This is a genomic window from Microbacterium sp. SD291 (genome assembly GCF_017355365.1).
GTDB lineage: Bacteria > Actinomycetota > Actinomycetes > Actinomycetales > Microbacteriaceae > Microbacterium.
The window spans coordinates 1-16,079 of sequence record NZ_JADIJR010000046.1; the positions used below are offsets into that span (position 1 = coordinate 1).

The window sequence follows — 16,079 nt, forward strand, 5'->3', positions numbered from 1 at the left end:
CTCTGCTCCGGTCTGCAGCAGGCCCAGAAGTGCCAGCAGGCGGGCGGTCGGATCGGGCATCGGAATCCTCTCGAAAGACGTTGTTCCATTAGGAACGAATCCAGCCTATTGCGTTCCTACTCTCGAGATATGGAAAACACGAACCTCACCCCCAGCCCCATCGACATCCGCCCCTTCACCGTCTCGGTCGCCGCGGCCGAGGTCGCCGATCTCCACGATCGCCTCGCCCGCACCCGCCTTCCGCAGCCCTCGCCCACGGAGACCGGCGGTGCGGAGGACTGGGATGCCGGCACCCCGAACTCCTACCTCCGCGAGGCGATCGCCGCCTGGAAGGAGTTCGACTGGGCCGCCGCGCAGGAGCGGATCAACGCCGCCCCGCACTTCACCACTGAGATCGACGGCCAGACGATTCACTTCATCCACGTCCGCTCCGCCCACGAGGGCGCGACGCCGCTGCTCCTCGCGCACACCTACCCCGGCTCCGCTGTCGACTACCTCGACATGATCGCGCAGCTCACCGACCCGGTGGCGCACGGCGGGCGGGCGGAGGACGCCTTCGATGTCGTGATCCCGGATGCTCCGGGCTACGGCTTCTCGCAGCCCCTGGCCTCGGCCGGCTGGACGACGGCGAAGGTCGCCGCAGCCTACGACCGGCTGATGCGCGGACTCGGCTACGACAGCTACGGCATCCACGGCTCCGACAACGGCGCGATGGTCGCCCGCGAGCTCGGCCTGCAGAACCCCGACGGGTTCCTGGGCCTGCACGTGCTGCAGCTGTTCTCGTTCCCCTCCGGCGACCCGGCCGAGTTCGAGAAGCTGGAGCCGCAGGACTACGCGGGGCTCGAGCACATGCAGTGGTTCCAGTCGGTCGGCGGCTACAACACCATGAACGCCTCGCGTCCGCAGACCGTGGCGGTCGGCCTCAGCGACTCGCCGATCGGCCTGCTCGCATACAGCGAGCTGTTCAACTCGTTCGGCAACGGCACCTCGCTCGTGCCGCTGGAGAAGATCCTGCTCGAGGTCAGCGTGAACTGGTTCGCGAACGCGGCATCCGGCATGTCGCGCAGCTACCTGGAGAACGCCAGGGCGGAGGCGTCGGAAGCCGTGAACCAGGCGCCCACCGGCGTCGCCGTCTTCAAGGACGACTTCCAGACGATCCGGGTCTTCGCCGAGCGCGACAACTCGAACATCGTGCACTGGAGCCGCTTCGACGAGGGCGGGCACTTCGCGGCGCTGGAGCGCCCGGAGCTGGTCGCCGGCGACATCCGCACGTTCTTTGCCGGCCTGCGCTGAGCCGCGGCGCGCTGAAGACCCGTCGCCCTCGCGGGCGGCGGGTCTTCGCGTCAGCCGGTGACGGTCAGCTGCACCTGGTCCGTGCCGCCGGCCTCGACCCAGGCGAGCGAGCGCTCCAGGATGCCGCGGAGCACGTCGAGGTCGACCTGCTCGAGGTCTTTGATGTACAGGCATCCGACGCCGGTCGTATGCGGCCCGAGCTTCGTCAGGGCGTCCGCGTGCTCGCCGACCCCGTCGAACAGGTAGATCGTGGTCGCGGCCTTCCGCGGGGCGAAACCGAGGAGCCCGCTGTCGCCCTCGGTGCCGGTCGGGTAGCGGTAGTGCACCGAGCCGAAGCCGATGATCGTGCCCCAGGTCTGAGGCTCCCGCCCGGTGATCTCCTGCATCAGCGCGGTGAGCGTCTCGGCATCCCGCCGGCGGACCGCGGGGCTCGAGCGCGCGATGAGGCCGGCGACGTCGTCTCCTGTGGGCTTCACTGCTTCGGGCCCCTCGCCGCCGCCTTCATCGCCTTCTTGTGCTCGCGCACCTTCGTCAGCGATTCGGGGGAGACGATGTCGGCGACGCTGCGGTACGAGCCCTCCTCGCCGTAGGGGGCGGATGCCTCGCGCCAGCCCTCTCCGGTGAAGCCGTACTGCTTGCCGAGCAGGGCGAGGAAGATCTTCGCCTTCTGCTCGCCGAAGCCGGGCAGCGTCTTCAGGCGCTTGAGCACCTCTGCGCCCGAGGGGTCGCCCTCCGTCCACAGCGTGGCGGCGTCGCCGCCCCACGGGTCGACCAGCTCCTGGCAGAGGGTCTGCACACGCGCCGCCATCGAGCCGGGGAACCGGTGCACGGCCGGGGTCTGCTTGAACGCCTCGAGGAAGGCGTCAGGGTCCATGTGCGCGATCGTGGCGGCATCCGTCGCCCCCGTGCGCTGCTCGATCTTGAGCGGACCGGCGAACGCGGTCTCCATCGGCACCTGCTGGTCGAGGAGCATCCCGACCAGGAGCGCGAGCGGGTTGTCGGACAGCAGGGAGTCAGCGGCGGTGTCTCCGGTGATGTGAAGGGCCATGCCTCCAGTGTCGCACCGAGGCGTCGTTCGGTCATCCGGTGATCCGCGCCGTCGCCGCGTGGCGATATCGTGTGTGACATGGAGCGGACGTGCGGGGTCGCGATCGTCGACGATCATGCGCTCGTCGCACTGGCGATCGGCCCTCTGATCGAATCGGCGCCGGGGCTGCGCTACCTCGGAGCCGCGACCGGGGTCGCCGATCTCCGGGCACAGGGACTGCGCCCCGACCTCGTCGTGCTCGACCTGCTCCTGCGCGACGGCTCGGCTCCGGTCGACAACGTCCGCCAGCTCAATGCCGCAGGAGCCGAGGTGCTCGTGCTCACCTCGGGGGAGAACCGGTTCCTGGTGCGAGAGGCGCTGCGCACCCCCGCCCTGGGCGTCGTGCGCAAGTCGGCGCCGGCCGCGCAGATCCTCGCCGCGATCACGCAGGCCGCGGCCGGCCAGCTCGTCGTCGATGCGGAGTGGGCGATCACCCTCGACGACGACCCGGAGTTCCGCACCGCGCCGCTCACCGACCGCGAGCACGAGGTGCTCTCGCTGTACGCGTCGGGGATCGGCGCGAAGCAGGTGGCGTCGCTGCTGGAGATCAGCCAGAACACGGTCAACGACCACCTGAAGCGCATCAAGCTCATGTATCAGAGGCTCGGCCGCCCGGCGCCGACGAAGGTCGATCTGTACCGGCGCGGGATCGAGGACGGATTCATCCCCGTCCCGGACGAGCGCGCGTGATCGGCGCGTCGCCCTCCGAGACCGAGGTCTCGACGTCGAGCGACGAGCTGCGGTCGGTCCGCCTCTTCACACTCGGGATCGGGGTGGTCGCCGCGATCGCGATGATCGCCATGGCGGCGGAGGTCGCCCGGCCCGCGAGCCTCGCACTCCCGGGGGTGCTGCTCGGCCTCCAGTTCGGGCTGTTCCTCGGGGCATCGCTGGCCGGTGCGCTCGCCGCCCTGCTGAGCCTTCGAGCGCTGCGCGCCGTCAACGGGACCCTCGTCGTGCTGCACGTGCTGCTCCTGCTGACCGCGTGGGGGCTGATCGTGTCGGTCGAGGTGCCGCTGCCCGGACGCCAGCTGTCCTGGATGCTGATCGTCGTCGCGATCCCGGTGCTGTCGGCGCTGCTCGCGTGGGGCGCCGTCGGCGGCTGGTGCACGTTCGCCGCGCTCATCGTGCTCGTCGCCGGCCTGCGGCTCTCGGTCGGCAGCGTCACGGCCAACTCGATCACCAACGACATCCACACCTTCAGCACCGCCATCGTGCTGTGCGCCCTCGGCACCGGCGTGCTGGCGGCCGCACGGGAGGCGGATGCCGCGGCAGCCGAGGCGCGCCGCGCCGGCATCCGCGCTGCCGTGGCCTCGGCCAGGCACGACGTGCAGATGCGGGCGCAGCTCATCGTCCACGATGAGGTGCTCGCGGCGCTCGGATTCGCCGGCCGCCCATCGGACGCCATGCTTGCACCCCTCGCCGCGCAGGCCCGTCGGGCGAGCGAGTTCGTGCGCGACCTCTCGGCGGTCCGGCCCGCCGGGACGGATGTCGCGCCACGGCGGCTCGCGGAAGAGCTGCGCACCCTGAGCATCGAGCACGACGCCCGCTTCGCCGAGACGGGGATCCCGGCGTTCGCTCCGATCCCCGGTCCCGTGGTCGACGCGCTGCTCGGCGCCGCGCAGCAGGCGCTGGTCAACAGGACGGCGCACGCGCCTGGAAGCCGCTGCGCCGCGGAACTGGAGTGGACGGAGCATGCCCTGCGGGTGCGGATCGTCGACGACGGCCCTGGCTTCGACGTCGCGAAGGCGTCGGAGCAGCGCATGGGAGTGGCGATCAGCATCCTCACCCGGATGCGCTCCCTGCCGGGCGGCGACGCTTCCGTGCTGTCCGAGATCGGCGGAGGCACCGAGGTGCATCTCGACTGGCGACCGGTTCCGGTCGACGACGCGCCGGCGCCGATCGCGGACCGACCGGTGCCGGCAGAGCCGCTGCTGCGCGGCGGGTCGCTCAGAGCCGTCGCCGTCGTCCTCATGCTCGGGCAGGTCTTCCTCGGCGGCTACGACGCGGTGCGCACCGGCGACGCGCATCAGGCCCCGCTCGTCACCGGCACGGCGCTCGTGTCGCTGGCCGTGGTGACGTGGTGGCCGAGGCGACACGCGCGCCTGCAGACGGCGCTGCTCGCCGTGCTCGGCGTCGCGGGGCTCAGCACGCTCACCGCCTGGCGCGGCGACGCCACGGGGCCGTCGTACGCGGACTTCTGGCCGCTCACGGCCCACATGCTCGCGATCGGCCTGCTGTGCCTGCGCGGCAGGCCGGGCGCCGCGGTGCTGCTCGCCGGGATCGACCTGTCCGCGACGATGCTCTTCCTCGCCCCTGGACCGTACGGGCAGCTCGCTGCCGGCCTGGTGCGCGCTGTGTCGATCGTCCTGATCTCCGTGGTGCTCGCCGTGGGGATACGGCGGCTTCGGGCGAATGCGAAGCGCAACCTGCGGCGTGTGCTCGCGGCGACCACGGCCAAGGCATGGCAGCTCGCCGAGCGGGACTCCTCGCACGCGAACGCACTGCGGCTGCAGGCGCTCGTCGGCGGCATGCTCGAGCGGATCGGCCAGGGGAGCCGCCTCACCGCGGCCGAGGCGGCCGAGTGCCGCGTGCTGGAGGGACGCCTGCGCGACGAGTACCGGGGAGGGCGTCTCGCCCGGGAGCCGGTGATCTCGGCCGTCGCCGATGCGCGCAGGCGCGGCGTCGACGTGGTGCTGATCGACGACGTACCGGAGCGGGAGGTGAGCGACGCCAGCCTGGAGGCGATCCTGCACTGGCTCGCCGAGGGCGCACGGCGCGCGGAGTCGTCGTTCCTGGGCCGGATGCTCCCCGTCGGCCGCACGGTCGACGTGAGCGCGGCGATCGACGAGCATGCCACCGATTTTGGTGGCTGAACCCGCCTGCCGGCGTGGCGCGTGCACCCTACGGTGGAGACGCCGAGGCATCGCGCCCCATCGTGACCGCGCATCGGCTGCTCCGAACCGGAGAGGGCCCGGTTGTGAGCGACACGCGGGGTCGTCCGTTCTGGGGACGGGCGGCCGGCTGAGGTGACCCGATCGATATCTGGGGTATCGGTCGGGTCTCGGCCGCTCAGGCGGTCGCGGCGTCTTCCGCGGAGCCCGCGATCTCGGGCTCGACGCCGTACAGCGCAGAGAGCGCGGCCGTGAACTCGTCAGCCCGGCCTGAGGCGGCGAGCTCGTGCGCCCGCACGGTGGGGGCGTGCAGCAGCACGCCGGCGAGGTGCCGCAGCGCCTGTTCGACCTTGCCGTCCTCGTCGCCACGCGCCCTTGCGCGGTCGATCTCGGTCTCGAGCAGGCCGAAGATGTGCGAGCGCAGCGCGACCACCGACGGCGTCACGCTCTGGCGGCTGCCCACGACATGGAAGGTGTCGGCGGCCTCGCGGACCACGCTGCGCGCGGCATCCGTGGCCTGCAGCTCCTCCAGCGGCGCGTGCAGGCGGATCGTCTCGAGATCGAGCAGGGCGGTGCCCTCGACCGTCGCGATCGCCGGGTCGACGTTGCGGGGCATGCCGAGGTCGACGACCAGCCGGCTGTGCGCGCCGACGGGGCAGCCGGCCGCCGCGGGGGCCCCGGCCGGCGACTGCAGGTGCTCCGGCCCGAGGACGGGCTCGGTCGCGGTCGTGCACGTGATCAGCAGGCTGGAGCGCGCCGCGGTGCGGGCGTAGTCCTCGGCGGGCACAGGACGGATGCCGTACTTCGCGGCGAACGCCTCGGCCCTGCCGGACGGGGAGTACACGGAGATGTTCACCGCTCCGCGCTCGCGCAGCGTGGCGAGGGTGACCGCGGCGTAGGCGCCGGTGCCGACGAGCAGCACGCGCTCGGCAGCCCAGTCCGCGATGCGGCTGTCGGCGAGCTCCAGTGCCAGGCGCACGAGGGAGCGGCCGGCGCGGCCGAGGGCGGTGACGTTCTTGACCTTGCGCTGCGCCTGGCTGGCGCGCTGGAACAGACGCTCGAGCTCGGCGGAAGTGGTGCCGTCCCTGCGAGCGGACTTCAACGCCCTGCGCACCTGGCCGGCGATCTCGCCCTCGCCGGAGACGACGGATTCGAGGCCGGATGCCACGGAGAACAGATGCTCGGCGACGCGGCGACCCGAGTGCACCTGGTAGGCGCCGTCGAGGTCGGCGACGGGGATGCCGGTCGCCGATTCGACCGCCTCGAGCACGGCTTCGACGCCGATCGCGCCGGCGGCGGTGACGGGCTCATCCATCTCCACGTACGCCTCGAAGCGATTGCACGTCGCGAGAACGACCGCACCCTGCACGCAAGGCGTCAGCCCCACCAAGGTGGAGGCGACGTCATCGGGGGTGCGGCTCAGGCGTTCGAGCAATTCGAAAGAGGCGGTCTTGTGACTCGCCGTCACACACAGCAGCACCCTTCGATTGTACCCGAGCGCGGGTTACGCAGACGTTTCGCGCCGCTTCCCGCCCGCTGAGCGTCACGGAGAGTCATAGGAAGTCGATGGGAGGATGGAGGCATGGCCCTCTCCGACGCCCCGCTGCTCCGCGCCCTCGCCGGCTCCCGTCCCGAGCAGACCCCTGTCTGGTTCATGCGGCAGGCCGGCAGGTCGCTGCCGGAGTACCGCGACCTGCGGGTCGGCACGCGGATGCTCGACGCCTGCCTCACGCCCGACCTCGCCGCCGAGATCACGCTGCAGCCGGTGCGCCGGCACGGCGTGGACGCTGCCGTGTTCTTCAGCGACATCGTGATCCCGCTGCGGCTCGCCGGCGTCGAGGTGGAGATCGAGCCCGGCCGCGGGCCGGTGTTCGCGAATCCCGTCCGCACGGCATCCGATGTCGACCGGATCACCGCGATCGACCCGGCGTCACTCGACGGCACGGCGATCGCCGAGGCCGTCGGTATGGTCACCGCAGAACTCGGCGACACCCCGCTGATCGGCTTCGCCGGTGCGCCCTTCACGCTCGCGGCCTACCTCCTCGAGGGCGGGCCATCGAAGGAGCACCTGCGCGCCCGCGCCATGATGCACGCCGACGCCGAAGCCTGGAACCGTCTGGCTGGCTGGCTGGCGCAGGTCTCGCGCCGGTTCCTGGAGATCCAGCGCGACGCCGGGGCATCCGTCGTTCAGCTCTTCGACAGCTGGGCCGGCTCCCTCAGCCCCGCCGACTACCGGGCCTTCATCGCTCCGCACTCGACGGCGACGCTGCAGGACATCGGCATCCCGAGCATCCACTTCGGTGTGGGCACCGGGCCTTTCCTCTCCGACATGCGCCTCGGCGGGATCGCCGACGGCGTCGGCGTCGACTGGCGTCAGCCGCTCGACGAGGCGGCGCGCATCCTCGGGCCGGATGTCACCGTGCAGGGCAACATCGACCCGGCGCTGCTCGGGGCGCCCTGGCCTGTGCTCGAGGCGCACGTGCGCGACGTGCTCGCGCGTGGTCGCGCGGCCCGCGCCCACATCCTCAACCTCGGCCACGGCGTGCCGCCCGAGACCGACCCCGACCAGCTCACCCGGATCGTCGAGCTGGTCCACGCCGATGACTGAGCGCCCGGCGCCGGAGAACTCCCCGGAGAGGCTCGCCGCCAGGGCAGCCGAGAAGCATGTGATCGTGATCGGCGGCGGGATCGGCGGGCTGGTCGCCGCGCGCGAGTGCGCGAAGGTCGGCATGCGCGTCACGGTGCTCGAGGCGGCGGATGCCGTGGGCGGGGCGCTCCGCCGTGCAGAGCTCGACGGCGTGGTCGTGGATGCGGGCGCCGAGAGCTTCGCGACCAGGGGCGGTCACGTCCGCCGGCTGCTCACCGAACTGGGGCTCGCGGACCGGATCGTCGCCCCAGCAGCCGGCGGCGCCTGGCTCGCCGGCATCCCGGGGGTCGGGGCCGCGCCGCTGCCTGCCGGCGGCATCCTCGGCATCCCGGCGAATCCGTTCCAGGAGGACGTCCGCCGCATCATCGGCTGGTCGGGTGTCTGGCGCGCGTACCTCGACCGGGTGCGCCCGCCGCTGACGATCGGTCACGACCACAGCCTCGGCAGGCTGGTTTCCACGCGGATGGGCGCGAAGGTCCGCGATCGGCTGGTCGCTCCGGTGACCACCGGCGTGTACTCGGCGTCGCCGGAGGACGTCGACGTCGACATCGCCGCACCCGGTCTGAACGCGGCGCTCACGAGCGTCGGATCGCTCTCGGGTGCCGTGCAGGTGCTGCTCGACGAGGGCGCCGAGCGGGCCGCGAAGGCGCCGGGGTCGGCGGTCGAGGGGCTCGAGGGCGGGATGACCGGCCTGGTGGACGCGCTGGTGGCCGACCTCGAACGGCTCGGCGGCGTCGTGCGCACGGGTGTGCGCGTGGATCGGGTGACGCGCTCCGGCGAGGCATGGAGCGTGCAGGTCGTCGACGCCGCTCAGGGCGACTCCGCGGGCGACGAGGCCGAGACGATCGTCGAGGCCGCAGTGCACGCCTCCGGAGCAGATCCGGTGCCCGGCTTCGCGACCGACGAGGCCGAGCTCGCGGCGGACGCCGTCATCGTCGCCACCGCCGAGAGCTCGGCACGCGCGCTGCTCTCCGCGGTCGCGCCCGCGCTCGTCGAGACCGAGGCCGCGGCATCCCCTGAGATCGAGATCGTCACGCTGCTGCTCCGTGCCCCGGCGCTCGACGCCGCACCGCGGGGGACAGGCGTGCTCACCGTGCCCGGCAGCCACATCGCCAAGGCGCTCACGCACTCGAGCGCCAAATGGGACTGGGTGCGCCGGGCCGCAGGCGACCGGCACGTCGTCCGGGTGTCGTTCGGCGCCCAGGGCGAGCCGGCGGCCACTGCGGCGCTCGACGACGGGGACGCGGCCGCGCTCGCCGTGCGCGAGGCATCCGCTCTCCTCGGGGTCGCGCTCGCCGAGGGCGATCTGATCGCCGCGCATCGCGGGCGCTTCGTGCAGTCGCAGCCCGCGTCGATCATCGGCTCCGCAGGCCGCCGTGCGGCGGCCAGGGCCGCCGTGCAGGCCGTACCCGCTCTCGCGGCTGTCGGCGCCTGGCTTGCCGGCACCGGACTCGCCCAGGTGATCCCGGATGCCACGGAGGAGGCCGACCGCCTCCGTCACGCTCTGCTGTGGGAGTGAACGACTCTGATCTGTCAACCCTCTGACGTCTAGATGCCGAAATCGGCATACGGGGTTACGCTGGGAGCCTGGCACGCCGAACGGATGCTGGACTGCAACGAGAGGGAGACCCCATGAAAGGGAAGATCGGACTCGTCGTCGGACTCGGCGTCGGATACGTCCTCGGCACTCGTGCCGGACGCGAGCGGTATGAGCAGATCAGGACGCAGTGGCTGAAGGTCTGGCACCTCGACCCTGTGCAGGAGCAGGTCGGCAAGGTCAAGGACTTCGTCGGCGACAAGGCGGCCGCAGTGCCTGGTGCGCTATGGACCGGCGTCGTCAAGGTCGCGAAGTCGGTGAGCGGCAACGGGACCCCCGGTCAGCGCCTCGACTCGGCGATCGCCACCGGCCGGAAGGCCGCGGACGACCTCGCCGAGGCGACGGAGGACGCGGTCGAGGAGGCGAAGCGCGCCGGGACGAAGCCGGCCGCACCGAAGAGCACGTCGGCCAGGAGCACCGCCGCCAAGAAGACTGGCGAGTGAGATGCGGCCTGACGGCACCTCGCAGCGGAGGCCTTGGCGCGATCGCGCCGACGACAGCCTGCTGACTCTTCTCGGCGACCTTCCCGAACTCGTCACCAACCTCGTCAAGGCCGAGGTCGACGCCGCCAAGGCGTGGGTCTCGCGGACCGCGAAGGATGCGGGGATCGGCTCCGTCTGGTTCCTCGTCGCGCTGTTCTTCCTGTTCTGGGCCGTGCCGGTGGTCCTCGTGTTCGCGATCGCCGGCCTGTCGTCGTGGTGGCCGGTGTGGCTCTCGGCGCTCGCGGTGTTCGGCATCCTCCTCCTGGCAGTGCTGCTGTTCGCGCTGCTCGGCATCCTCAAGTTCCGCAAGGTGCTGGCACGGCAGAACCCCGCGCAGGCCGTCGCCGCAGACATCCGACTCGTGAAGGAATCCGGTCATGACGAATTCTGACGCCGCGATCAGGCAGCCCAAGACCGTCGTTCCCGCGGGTCTCGTCGACCCCGTCGCCTCAGCCCGCGCCGAACTCAAGGCGGCACTCGCGGCGATCGAGGTGAAGGGCAACTTCCCCCGGCGGATCGAGAAGGCCTCCGTGAGCGCCGCGGCCAAGGCCCGCCGGTTCGCCGACGACAACCCGGTGGCCGCCGTCGCCGCGGCCGTCGTGATCGCCGCAGTCATCGGCGGTGCGGTCTGGGTGATCGCCCGCGCACTGTCGCGCTGACGCGCAGCGAGGCGAGGTCGCCAAAGAAGCGTCGCCGAGGTTGTCGCAGCGCTCGTTCGCGCGCCTTGCGCAAAGAGGGCAGACTGGGAGCATGTCCGAAGAGCGCGATGAGAACCCGTCCGGCTTCACCCTCTGGGCGGTCTGGCGACGCAATCCCGATGTTCCGGTGACCGAGTCCGACTCCACCGAGCTCGAGACGATCGTCGGGCACATCGAGGACTCCGGCGTCACCGTCCGCGGCTTCTACGACGTCTCCGGACTCAAGGCGGATGCCGACCTCATGGTGTGGCTGCACGGCGCGACCGCCGAGGAGCTGCAGAAGGCGCTGCGCCGCCTGCGCCGCACCGAGCTGCTGCGCACCCTCATCCCGGTCTGGAACGTGATGGGCGTGCACCGCGACGCCGAGTTCAACCGCCAGCACGTGCCCGGCTTCCTGCGGGGGATCGAGCCCAAGGACTGGCTGTGCCTGTACCCGTTCGTGCGCACCCCGCAGTGGTACCTCGCCCCCGAGGAGGAGCGCCGCAAGATGCTCGCCGACCACGGTCGCAAGGGTGCCGCGTTCACCGGCGTCATCGCGAACACGGTCGCGGCCTTCGCGCTCGGCGACTACGAGTGGCTGCTGCCGCTCGAAGCCGACGACGTCACCGAGCTCGTCGACCTGATGCGCGACCTCCGCTACACCGATGCGCGGCTGTATGTGAAGGAGGAGGTGCCCTTCTACACGGGGCGCAGGCTTCGATTCGACGAGATCGCGGACGTGCTGCAGTAGGCCGGCGATGAACACGCAGAGCAGTCCGTCCGCCCCGATCCGGCTGGGCACCCGCCGCAGCGCACTCGCCCAGGCGCAGTCCGGCCACGTCGCCGCCGCCCTGGAGAAGGTCACCGGACGCCGGGTCGAACTCGTCGCCATCACCAGCGAGGGCGACACGAACCGGGCGTCGCTCTCGGAGATCGGCGGGCAGGGGATCTTCGCGACCCGCCTGCGTGAGGCTCTTCTGGCGGGGGAGTGCGATCTGCTCGTGCACTCGCTCAAGGACCTGCCGACCGCGATCCCGGACGGTCTCGTGATCGCCGCGACCCCGGAGCGGGAGGACGCCCGCGACATCGTGATCACCCGCGACGGCACCCCGCTGCACGAGCTGCCCGCCGGCAGCACCGTCGGCACGGGTTCGCCCCGTCGCATCGCGCAGGTGCATCGGCACGCCCCGCGCGCCGAGATCGTCGACATCCGCGGGAATGTCGATTCGCGCCTCGCGCGCGTGTCGTCTGGCGACCTGGACGCGGTCATCCTCGCAGCAGCAGGACTCTCCCGCCTCGGCGACGAGTCGCCGCTGCAGCGCACAGGCTCCTCCCTCGGCTGGGAGGCGATGGGCCTCGCCGAATGGCCGACGGCCCCTGGCCAGGGATCGCTCGCGGTGGAGACCAGGGCGGATGCTCCGGCCGAGCTGCTCGAGGCGCTCGCCGCGCTCGACGACGAGGACACCCGCCTCGCGATCACAGTGGAGCGGGCGATCCTCGAGGGGCTGGATGCCGGGTGCCAGGCGCCGATGGCCGCGCACGCGGTCGTGGAGGGGGACATCATCCGCGTGAGAACGGTCGTCTACGCCACCGACGGAGGGCGTCGAATCGGTCTCGACGTCACGGAGCGCCTGAACGGGGAGTATATTCATCGGAACGGCAGTGGCAATGGAGCGGATGCTGCCGATGGTGCAGACCCGATGCACGCAGCACGCGAGCTCGGGTTGACTCTTGCCCGTCGGCTGCTCGAAAAAGGGGCGGCTGACCTCGTCTCCCGAGAGCATTCCTCATGACTGATTCAAAGCAGGACCGACCGCTGGACGGCTGGCGTGTCCTCGTGCCCCGCGGCGGGCCGTGGGGCGACGGCGTCGCCGCGAGCCTCCGCTCGCAGGGTGCGGTTCCCGTCGTCGCCCCCCTGATCAACTTCGCGCCGACCACCGACCAGGCGGCTCTCGACGTCGCCCTCGAGCAGCTCGCCGCCGGCGCCTACGACTGGCTGACGATCACGAGCGCCACCACCGTCGACGTGATGTTCGCGCATCGGGCGGTCGTGCCGAAGTCGACGCGGATCGCGGCCGTCGGAGAGACCACCGCGGCAGCCCTCCAGGCCGTCGGCTACGAGGTCGCTCTCGTCCCCGACCTGGACAACTCGGCCGAGGGTATGGCCGAGCAGCTCATCGGGCTGGAGTCCGGTTCCCGGCGCATCCTGGCGCTGCGCAGCGAGATAGCGAAGCCGGTGCTGAGCAAGCTCCTGAAGAAGGCCGGTCACGATGTCGACAGCGTCGTGGCGTATCGCACGGTCGGCGTTCCGGTCACCGAGCGCATCAAGCGCGACGTGGAGAACGGGCGCATCAACGCGATCCTGATCACGAGCGGCTCGGTCGCCGAGCAGGTGCGCGAGCAGTTCCCCGAGATCCCTGACGAGACGCTGCTCGCGGCGATCGGCCCGCGGACGGCGCAGGACGCGCGCAAGGCGGGCCTGCCGATCACGGTCGTCGCAGATCGCCAGACCGTCGACGCCCTGATCGACGCCGTCTCGCACTTCACGCTTCCGCACGCGGCCGACGAGTTCGCACCGTGAGCTTCCCCGAGACCAGGCTCCGCCGTCTTCGGCAGTCGCCGGCGGTGCGCGAACTCGTGCGCGAGACCTCGCTCGAGCCGCGGCATCTCGTCCTGCCGATGTTCGTGCGTGAAGGGCTGACCGAGCCCTCCGCGATCGGATCGATGCCCGGCGTGATGCAGCACTCCATGGACTCGCTGCGGTCAGCCGCTGTGGAGGCCGCCGAGGCCGGCGTCTCCGGCGTGATGCTGTTCGGCGTGCCGGCCGTGCGAGATGCCACGGGTTCGGGGGCCGACGCGCCGACCGGCATCCTCAACCTCGCCACCGAGGCGCTGGCGTCCGAGGTCGGCGATGCGCTCGTCGTGCAGACCGACCTCTGCCTCGACGAGTTCACCGACCACGGCCACTGCGGCGTGCTCGCGACCGACGGTCCTTCGACAGGCTCAGGGACCCACGTCGACAACGACGCGACGCTGGAGCGCTACACGGCGATGGCGCTCGCGCAGGCGCGTGCCGGCTCGCAGCTGCTCGGCCTGTCCGGCATGATGGACGGCCAGGTCGCAGCGATCCGCGGAGCGCTGGATGCCGAGGGCTTCACCGACACCCTGCTCCTCGCCTATTCGGCGAAGTACGCGAGCGCCTTCTACGGCCCGTTCCGTGAGGCCGTCGATTCGCAGCTGAAGGGCGATCGCCGCACGTACCAGATGGATCCCGGCAATCGCCGCGAGGGCGTCCGTGAGGCCGTCGTCGATGAGGCCGAAGGTGCCGACATCGTCATGGTGAAGCCCGCCATGTCCTTCCTCGACGTGCTCCGTGAGGTCAGGGACACCGTCCATATTCCGGTGTGGGCATATCAGGTGTCCGGTGAGTACGCGATGATCGAGGCCGCCGCGGCGAACGGCTGGATCGACCGGAAGGCCGCCGTGCTGGAGTCGCTGCTGTCGATCCGCCGCGCCGGTGCCGACGCGGTGCTGACCTACTGGGCGACCGAGGCCGCCCGCTGGCTGCGCGGCTGAGTTCGACTCGGTCGCGCGGCGTTTCGTCTCGCTTCGCTCACTCAACGACCGGTAGAGAAGTAGGAGTTTCCATGACCGACCGCAATGACGACCTGTTCTCCGCTGCCCGCGCGGTGATCCCCGGCGGAGTGAACTCGCCGGTGCGCGCCTACGGCTCGGTGGGCGGCACGCCTCGGTTCCTCGCGTCCGCGAAGGGCGCCAGAGTGACGGATGCCGCCGGGCGCGAGTACGTCGACCTGGTCGCGTCGTGGGGGCCGGCTCTGCTCGGTCACGCGCACCCGGAGATCGTCGCGGCCGTGCAGGAGGCGGCCACGCGCGGTCTCTCGTTCGGCGCGCCCACGGAGGGCGAGGTCGAGCTGGCCGCCGTCATCGCGGATCGGGTGCGGTTCGGCGAGGTGCGCCCTGTCGAGCGCGTGCGCCTGGTGTCCACCGGCACCGAGGCGACCATGACGGCGATCCGCCTCGCCCGTGGTGCGACCGGACGCGACCTGCTGGTGAAGTTCGCCGGTCACTATCACGGCCACTCCGACGGACTGCTCGCCGCAGCGGGCTCCGGTGTCGCGACGCTCGCGCTCCCCGGCTCGGCAGGCGTGCCTGCGCCGATCGCCGCGCAGACCCTGGTGATCGACTACAACGACGCTGCGGCTCTCGAGGCGGTGTTCGTCGAGCACGGCCGGCGGATCGCGGCCGTGATCGTCGAGGCATCCGCCGCGAACATGGGTGTCGTCGCGCCGCTCCCGGGTTTCAACCGCCTGATCGCCGAAACCGCTCACGCCCACGGCGCGCTGATGATCCTCGACGAGGTGCTCACCGGCTTCCGCGTGCACCCGGCGGGATTCTGGGGTCTGCAGGCGGAGGCGGGCGAGGACTACGTGCCAGACATCATCACGTTCGGCAAGGTCGTCGGTGGCGGCATGCCGCTGGCCGCGCTCGGCGGGCGCGCCGAGATCATGGACCTCCTCGCCCCGCTCGGCCCGGTGTACCAGGCCGGCACGCTGTCGGGGAATCCGCTCTCGGTCGCGGCGGGTCTTGCGACCCTGCGCCTGGCGACTCCGGAGGTGTACGCGACGGTGGACGCGGCATCCGTCCGTCTCGCCGACGCGCTCGACTCCGCGCTCACAGACGCCGGGGTCACCCATGCGGTGGCGAAGGCGGGGAACCTGTTCAATGCGGCGTTCCGCGCGACCGCTCCTCGGGACTACACGGAGGCGCAGGCGCAGGAGTCGTTCCGCTACGCGCCGTTCTTCCACTCGATGCGCGAGCAGGGCGTCGCGCTCCCGCCGAGCGTGTTCGAGGCGTGGTTCCTCACCGCCGCGCACGGCGAGGAGGAGCTCAGCCTGATCGAGGCGGCGCTTCCGGCTGCTGCTGCCGCTGCCGCTGCTGCCTTACCGGCTTCCGCCTCGGCCTGAACCATCGGCGTGATCGTGATCCCTGCCTGGCTCTCATGCACGGTCGGGCGTGATCGTGATCCCTGCCCTGAGTCTCGCGCACGGTCGGGCGTGATCGTGATCCCTGCCTGACTCTCATGCACGGTCGGGCGTGATCGTGATCCCTGCCTGACTCTCGCGCATGGTCGGGCGGAGCCGTGATCCTGTCTGTGCCTGAACCACGGCACAGGCGGGGCCGCCGCACAGGCGGGACCGATGTCCCGAGCCTCCGCGGCCCGGGCATTGTTCAGACGAACATCACGCGTCGTGGTGGCGGGTCGACGTAGGTGCGGCCGAGGGGGCTGAGCCATTCGACGGAGCCGTCGGGGAGCTGTCTCGCCTGCCACCGGTGGCGTTCGTCGATGTCGGGGTGCTTGAGGGCGTGGTGTCCGGTGCAGAACA

General features: G+C 71.4%; 16 protein-coding genes. 13 read left to right on the plus strand and 3 right to left on the minus strand.

Features of this window, described 5'->3' with window-relative positions; all coding sequences use genetic code 11:
- Positions 1-129 precede the first annotated feature (129 nt).
- A complete protein-coding gene (locus IPV10_RS15945; RefSeq protein ID WP_207485520.1) occupies positions 130-1,293 on the plus strand; it encodes an epoxide hydrolase family protein in 1,164 nt (387 codons plus the stop codon).
- A 50-nt stretch (positions 1,294-1,343) separates the two neighbouring features.
- Here IPV10_RS15945 and IPV10_RS15950 read toward each other — a convergent pair whose 3' ends face one another.
- Positions 1,344-1,769 carry a DUF1801 domain-containing protein gene (locus tag IPV10_RS15950; RefSeq protein ID WP_207485522.1) on the minus strand — a complete coding sequence of 142 codons (426 nt, stop codon included), beginning with the start codon at positions 1,767-1,769 and terminating at the stop codon, positions 1,344-1,346.
- Positions 1,766-2,341, minus strand: a complete 576-nt coding sequence (locus tag IPV10_RS15955) for an HhH-GPD-type base excision DNA repair protein (RefSeq protein WP_207485524.1) — start codon at positions 2,339-2,341, stop codon at positions 1,766-1,768. Before IPV10_RS15955 ends, IPV10_RS15950 begins: the two co-directional genes overlap by 4 nt.
- 78 nt (positions 2,342-2,419) lie before the next feature.
- Here IPV10_RS15955 and IPV10_RS15960 point away from each other — a divergent pair, with 78 nt between their 5' ends.
- Entirely contained in the window at positions 2,420-3,070 is a 651-nt protein-coding gene (locus tag IPV10_RS15960; RefSeq protein ID WP_207485526.1) for a response regulator transcription factor, read from the plus strand.
- Entirely contained in the window at positions 3,067-5,253 is a 2,187-nt protein-coding gene (locus IPV10_RS15965; protein WP_207485528.1) for a hypothetical protein, read from the plus strand. Before IPV10_RS15960 ends, IPV10_RS15965 begins: the two co-directional genes overlap by 4 nt.
- A gap of 196 nt (positions 5,254-5,449) precedes the next feature.
- Here IPV10_RS15965 and IPV10_RS15970 read toward each other — a convergent pair whose 3' ends face one another.
- On the minus strand, positions 5,450-6,751 hold the full coding sequence (locus tag IPV10_RS15970; RefSeq protein ID WP_207485530.1) for a glutamyl-tRNA reductase: 1,302 nt from the start codon (positions 6,749-6,751) through the stop codon (positions 5,450-5,452).
- Between the two features lie 102 nt (positions 6,752-6,853).
- On the opposite strand from IPV10_RS15970, the gene hemE reads away from it, so the two are divergent.
- The 10 genes from hemE to IPV10_RS16020 all read left to right on the plus strand — a co-directional run bounded on the left by hemE (position 6,854) and on the right by IPV10_RS16020 (position 15,659).
- Complete coding sequence (gene hemE, locus IPV10_RS15975) at positions 6,854-7,879, plus strand: uroporphyrinogen decarboxylase (RefSeq protein WP_207485532.1); 1,026 nt, start codon at positions 6,854-6,856, stop codon at positions 7,877-7,879.
- Positions 7,872-9,437 (plus strand): NAD(P)/FAD-dependent oxidoreductase, encoded by a 1,566-nt coding sequence (locus IPV10_RS15980; protein WP_207485534.1) that lies wholly within the window; start codon positions 7,872-7,874, stop codon positions 9,435-9,437. The genes hemE and IPV10_RS15980 overlap by 8 nt, the downstream gene beginning before the upstream one ends.
- Before the next feature lie 113 nt (positions 9,438-9,550).
- Positions 9,551-9,958 (plus strand): hypothetical protein, encoded by a 408-nt coding sequence (locus tag IPV10_RS15985; protein WP_207485536.1) that lies wholly within the window; start codon positions 9,551-9,553, stop codon positions 9,956-9,958.
- Between the two features lies 1 nt (position 9,959).
- Positions 9,960-10,388, plus strand: coding sequence for a phage holin family protein (locus IPV10_RS15990; protein WP_207485538.1), 429 nt, complete (start codon positions 9,960-9,962; stop codon positions 10,386-10,388).
- Complete coding sequence (locus tag IPV10_RS15995; protein ID WP_207485540.1) at positions 10,375-10,656, plus strand: hypothetical protein; 282 nt, start codon at positions 10,375-10,377, stop codon at positions 10,654-10,656. Before IPV10_RS15990 ends, IPV10_RS15995 begins: the two co-directional genes overlap by 14 nt.
- Positions 10,657-10,747: 91 nt before the next feature.
- Positions 10,748-11,425 (plus strand): hydrogen peroxide-dependent heme synthase, encoded by a 678-nt coding sequence (gene hemQ, locus IPV10_RS16000; RefSeq protein ID WP_207485542.1) that lies wholly within the window; start codon positions 10,748-10,750, stop codon positions 11,423-11,425.
- Positions 11,426-11,432: 7 nt separating this feature from the next.
- Positions 11,433-12,467: a hydroxymethylbilane synthase gene (gene hemC, locus IPV10_RS16005; protein WP_207485544.1), complete on the plus strand. Its 1,035-nt coding sequence runs from the start codon at positions 11,433-11,435 to the stop codon at positions 12,465-12,467.
- Positions 12,464-13,255 carry a uroporphyrinogen-III synthase gene (locus IPV10_RS16010; RefSeq protein WP_207485546.1) on the plus strand — a complete coding sequence of 264 codons (792 nt, stop codon included), beginning with the start codon at positions 12,464-12,466 and terminating at the stop codon, positions 13,253-13,255. Before hemC ends, IPV10_RS16010 begins: the two co-directional genes overlap by 4 nt.
- The gene (gene hemB, locus IPV10_RS16015) at positions 13,252-14,250 is read left to right on the plus strand and encodes a porphobilinogen synthase (RefSeq protein ID WP_207485548.1); all 999 of its coding nucleotides are present in this window, start codon (positions 13,252-13,254) and stop codon (positions 14,248-14,250) included. The genes IPV10_RS16010 and hemB overlap by 4 nt, the downstream gene beginning before the upstream one ends.
- 71 nt (positions 14,251-14,321) lie before the next feature.
- Positions 14,322-15,659, plus strand: coding sequence for a glutamate-1-semialdehyde 2,1-aminomutase (locus IPV10_RS16020; protein WP_207485550.1), 1,338 nt, complete (start codon positions 14,322-14,324; stop codon positions 15,657-15,659).
- Positions 15,660-16,079: the final 420 nt, after the last annotated feature.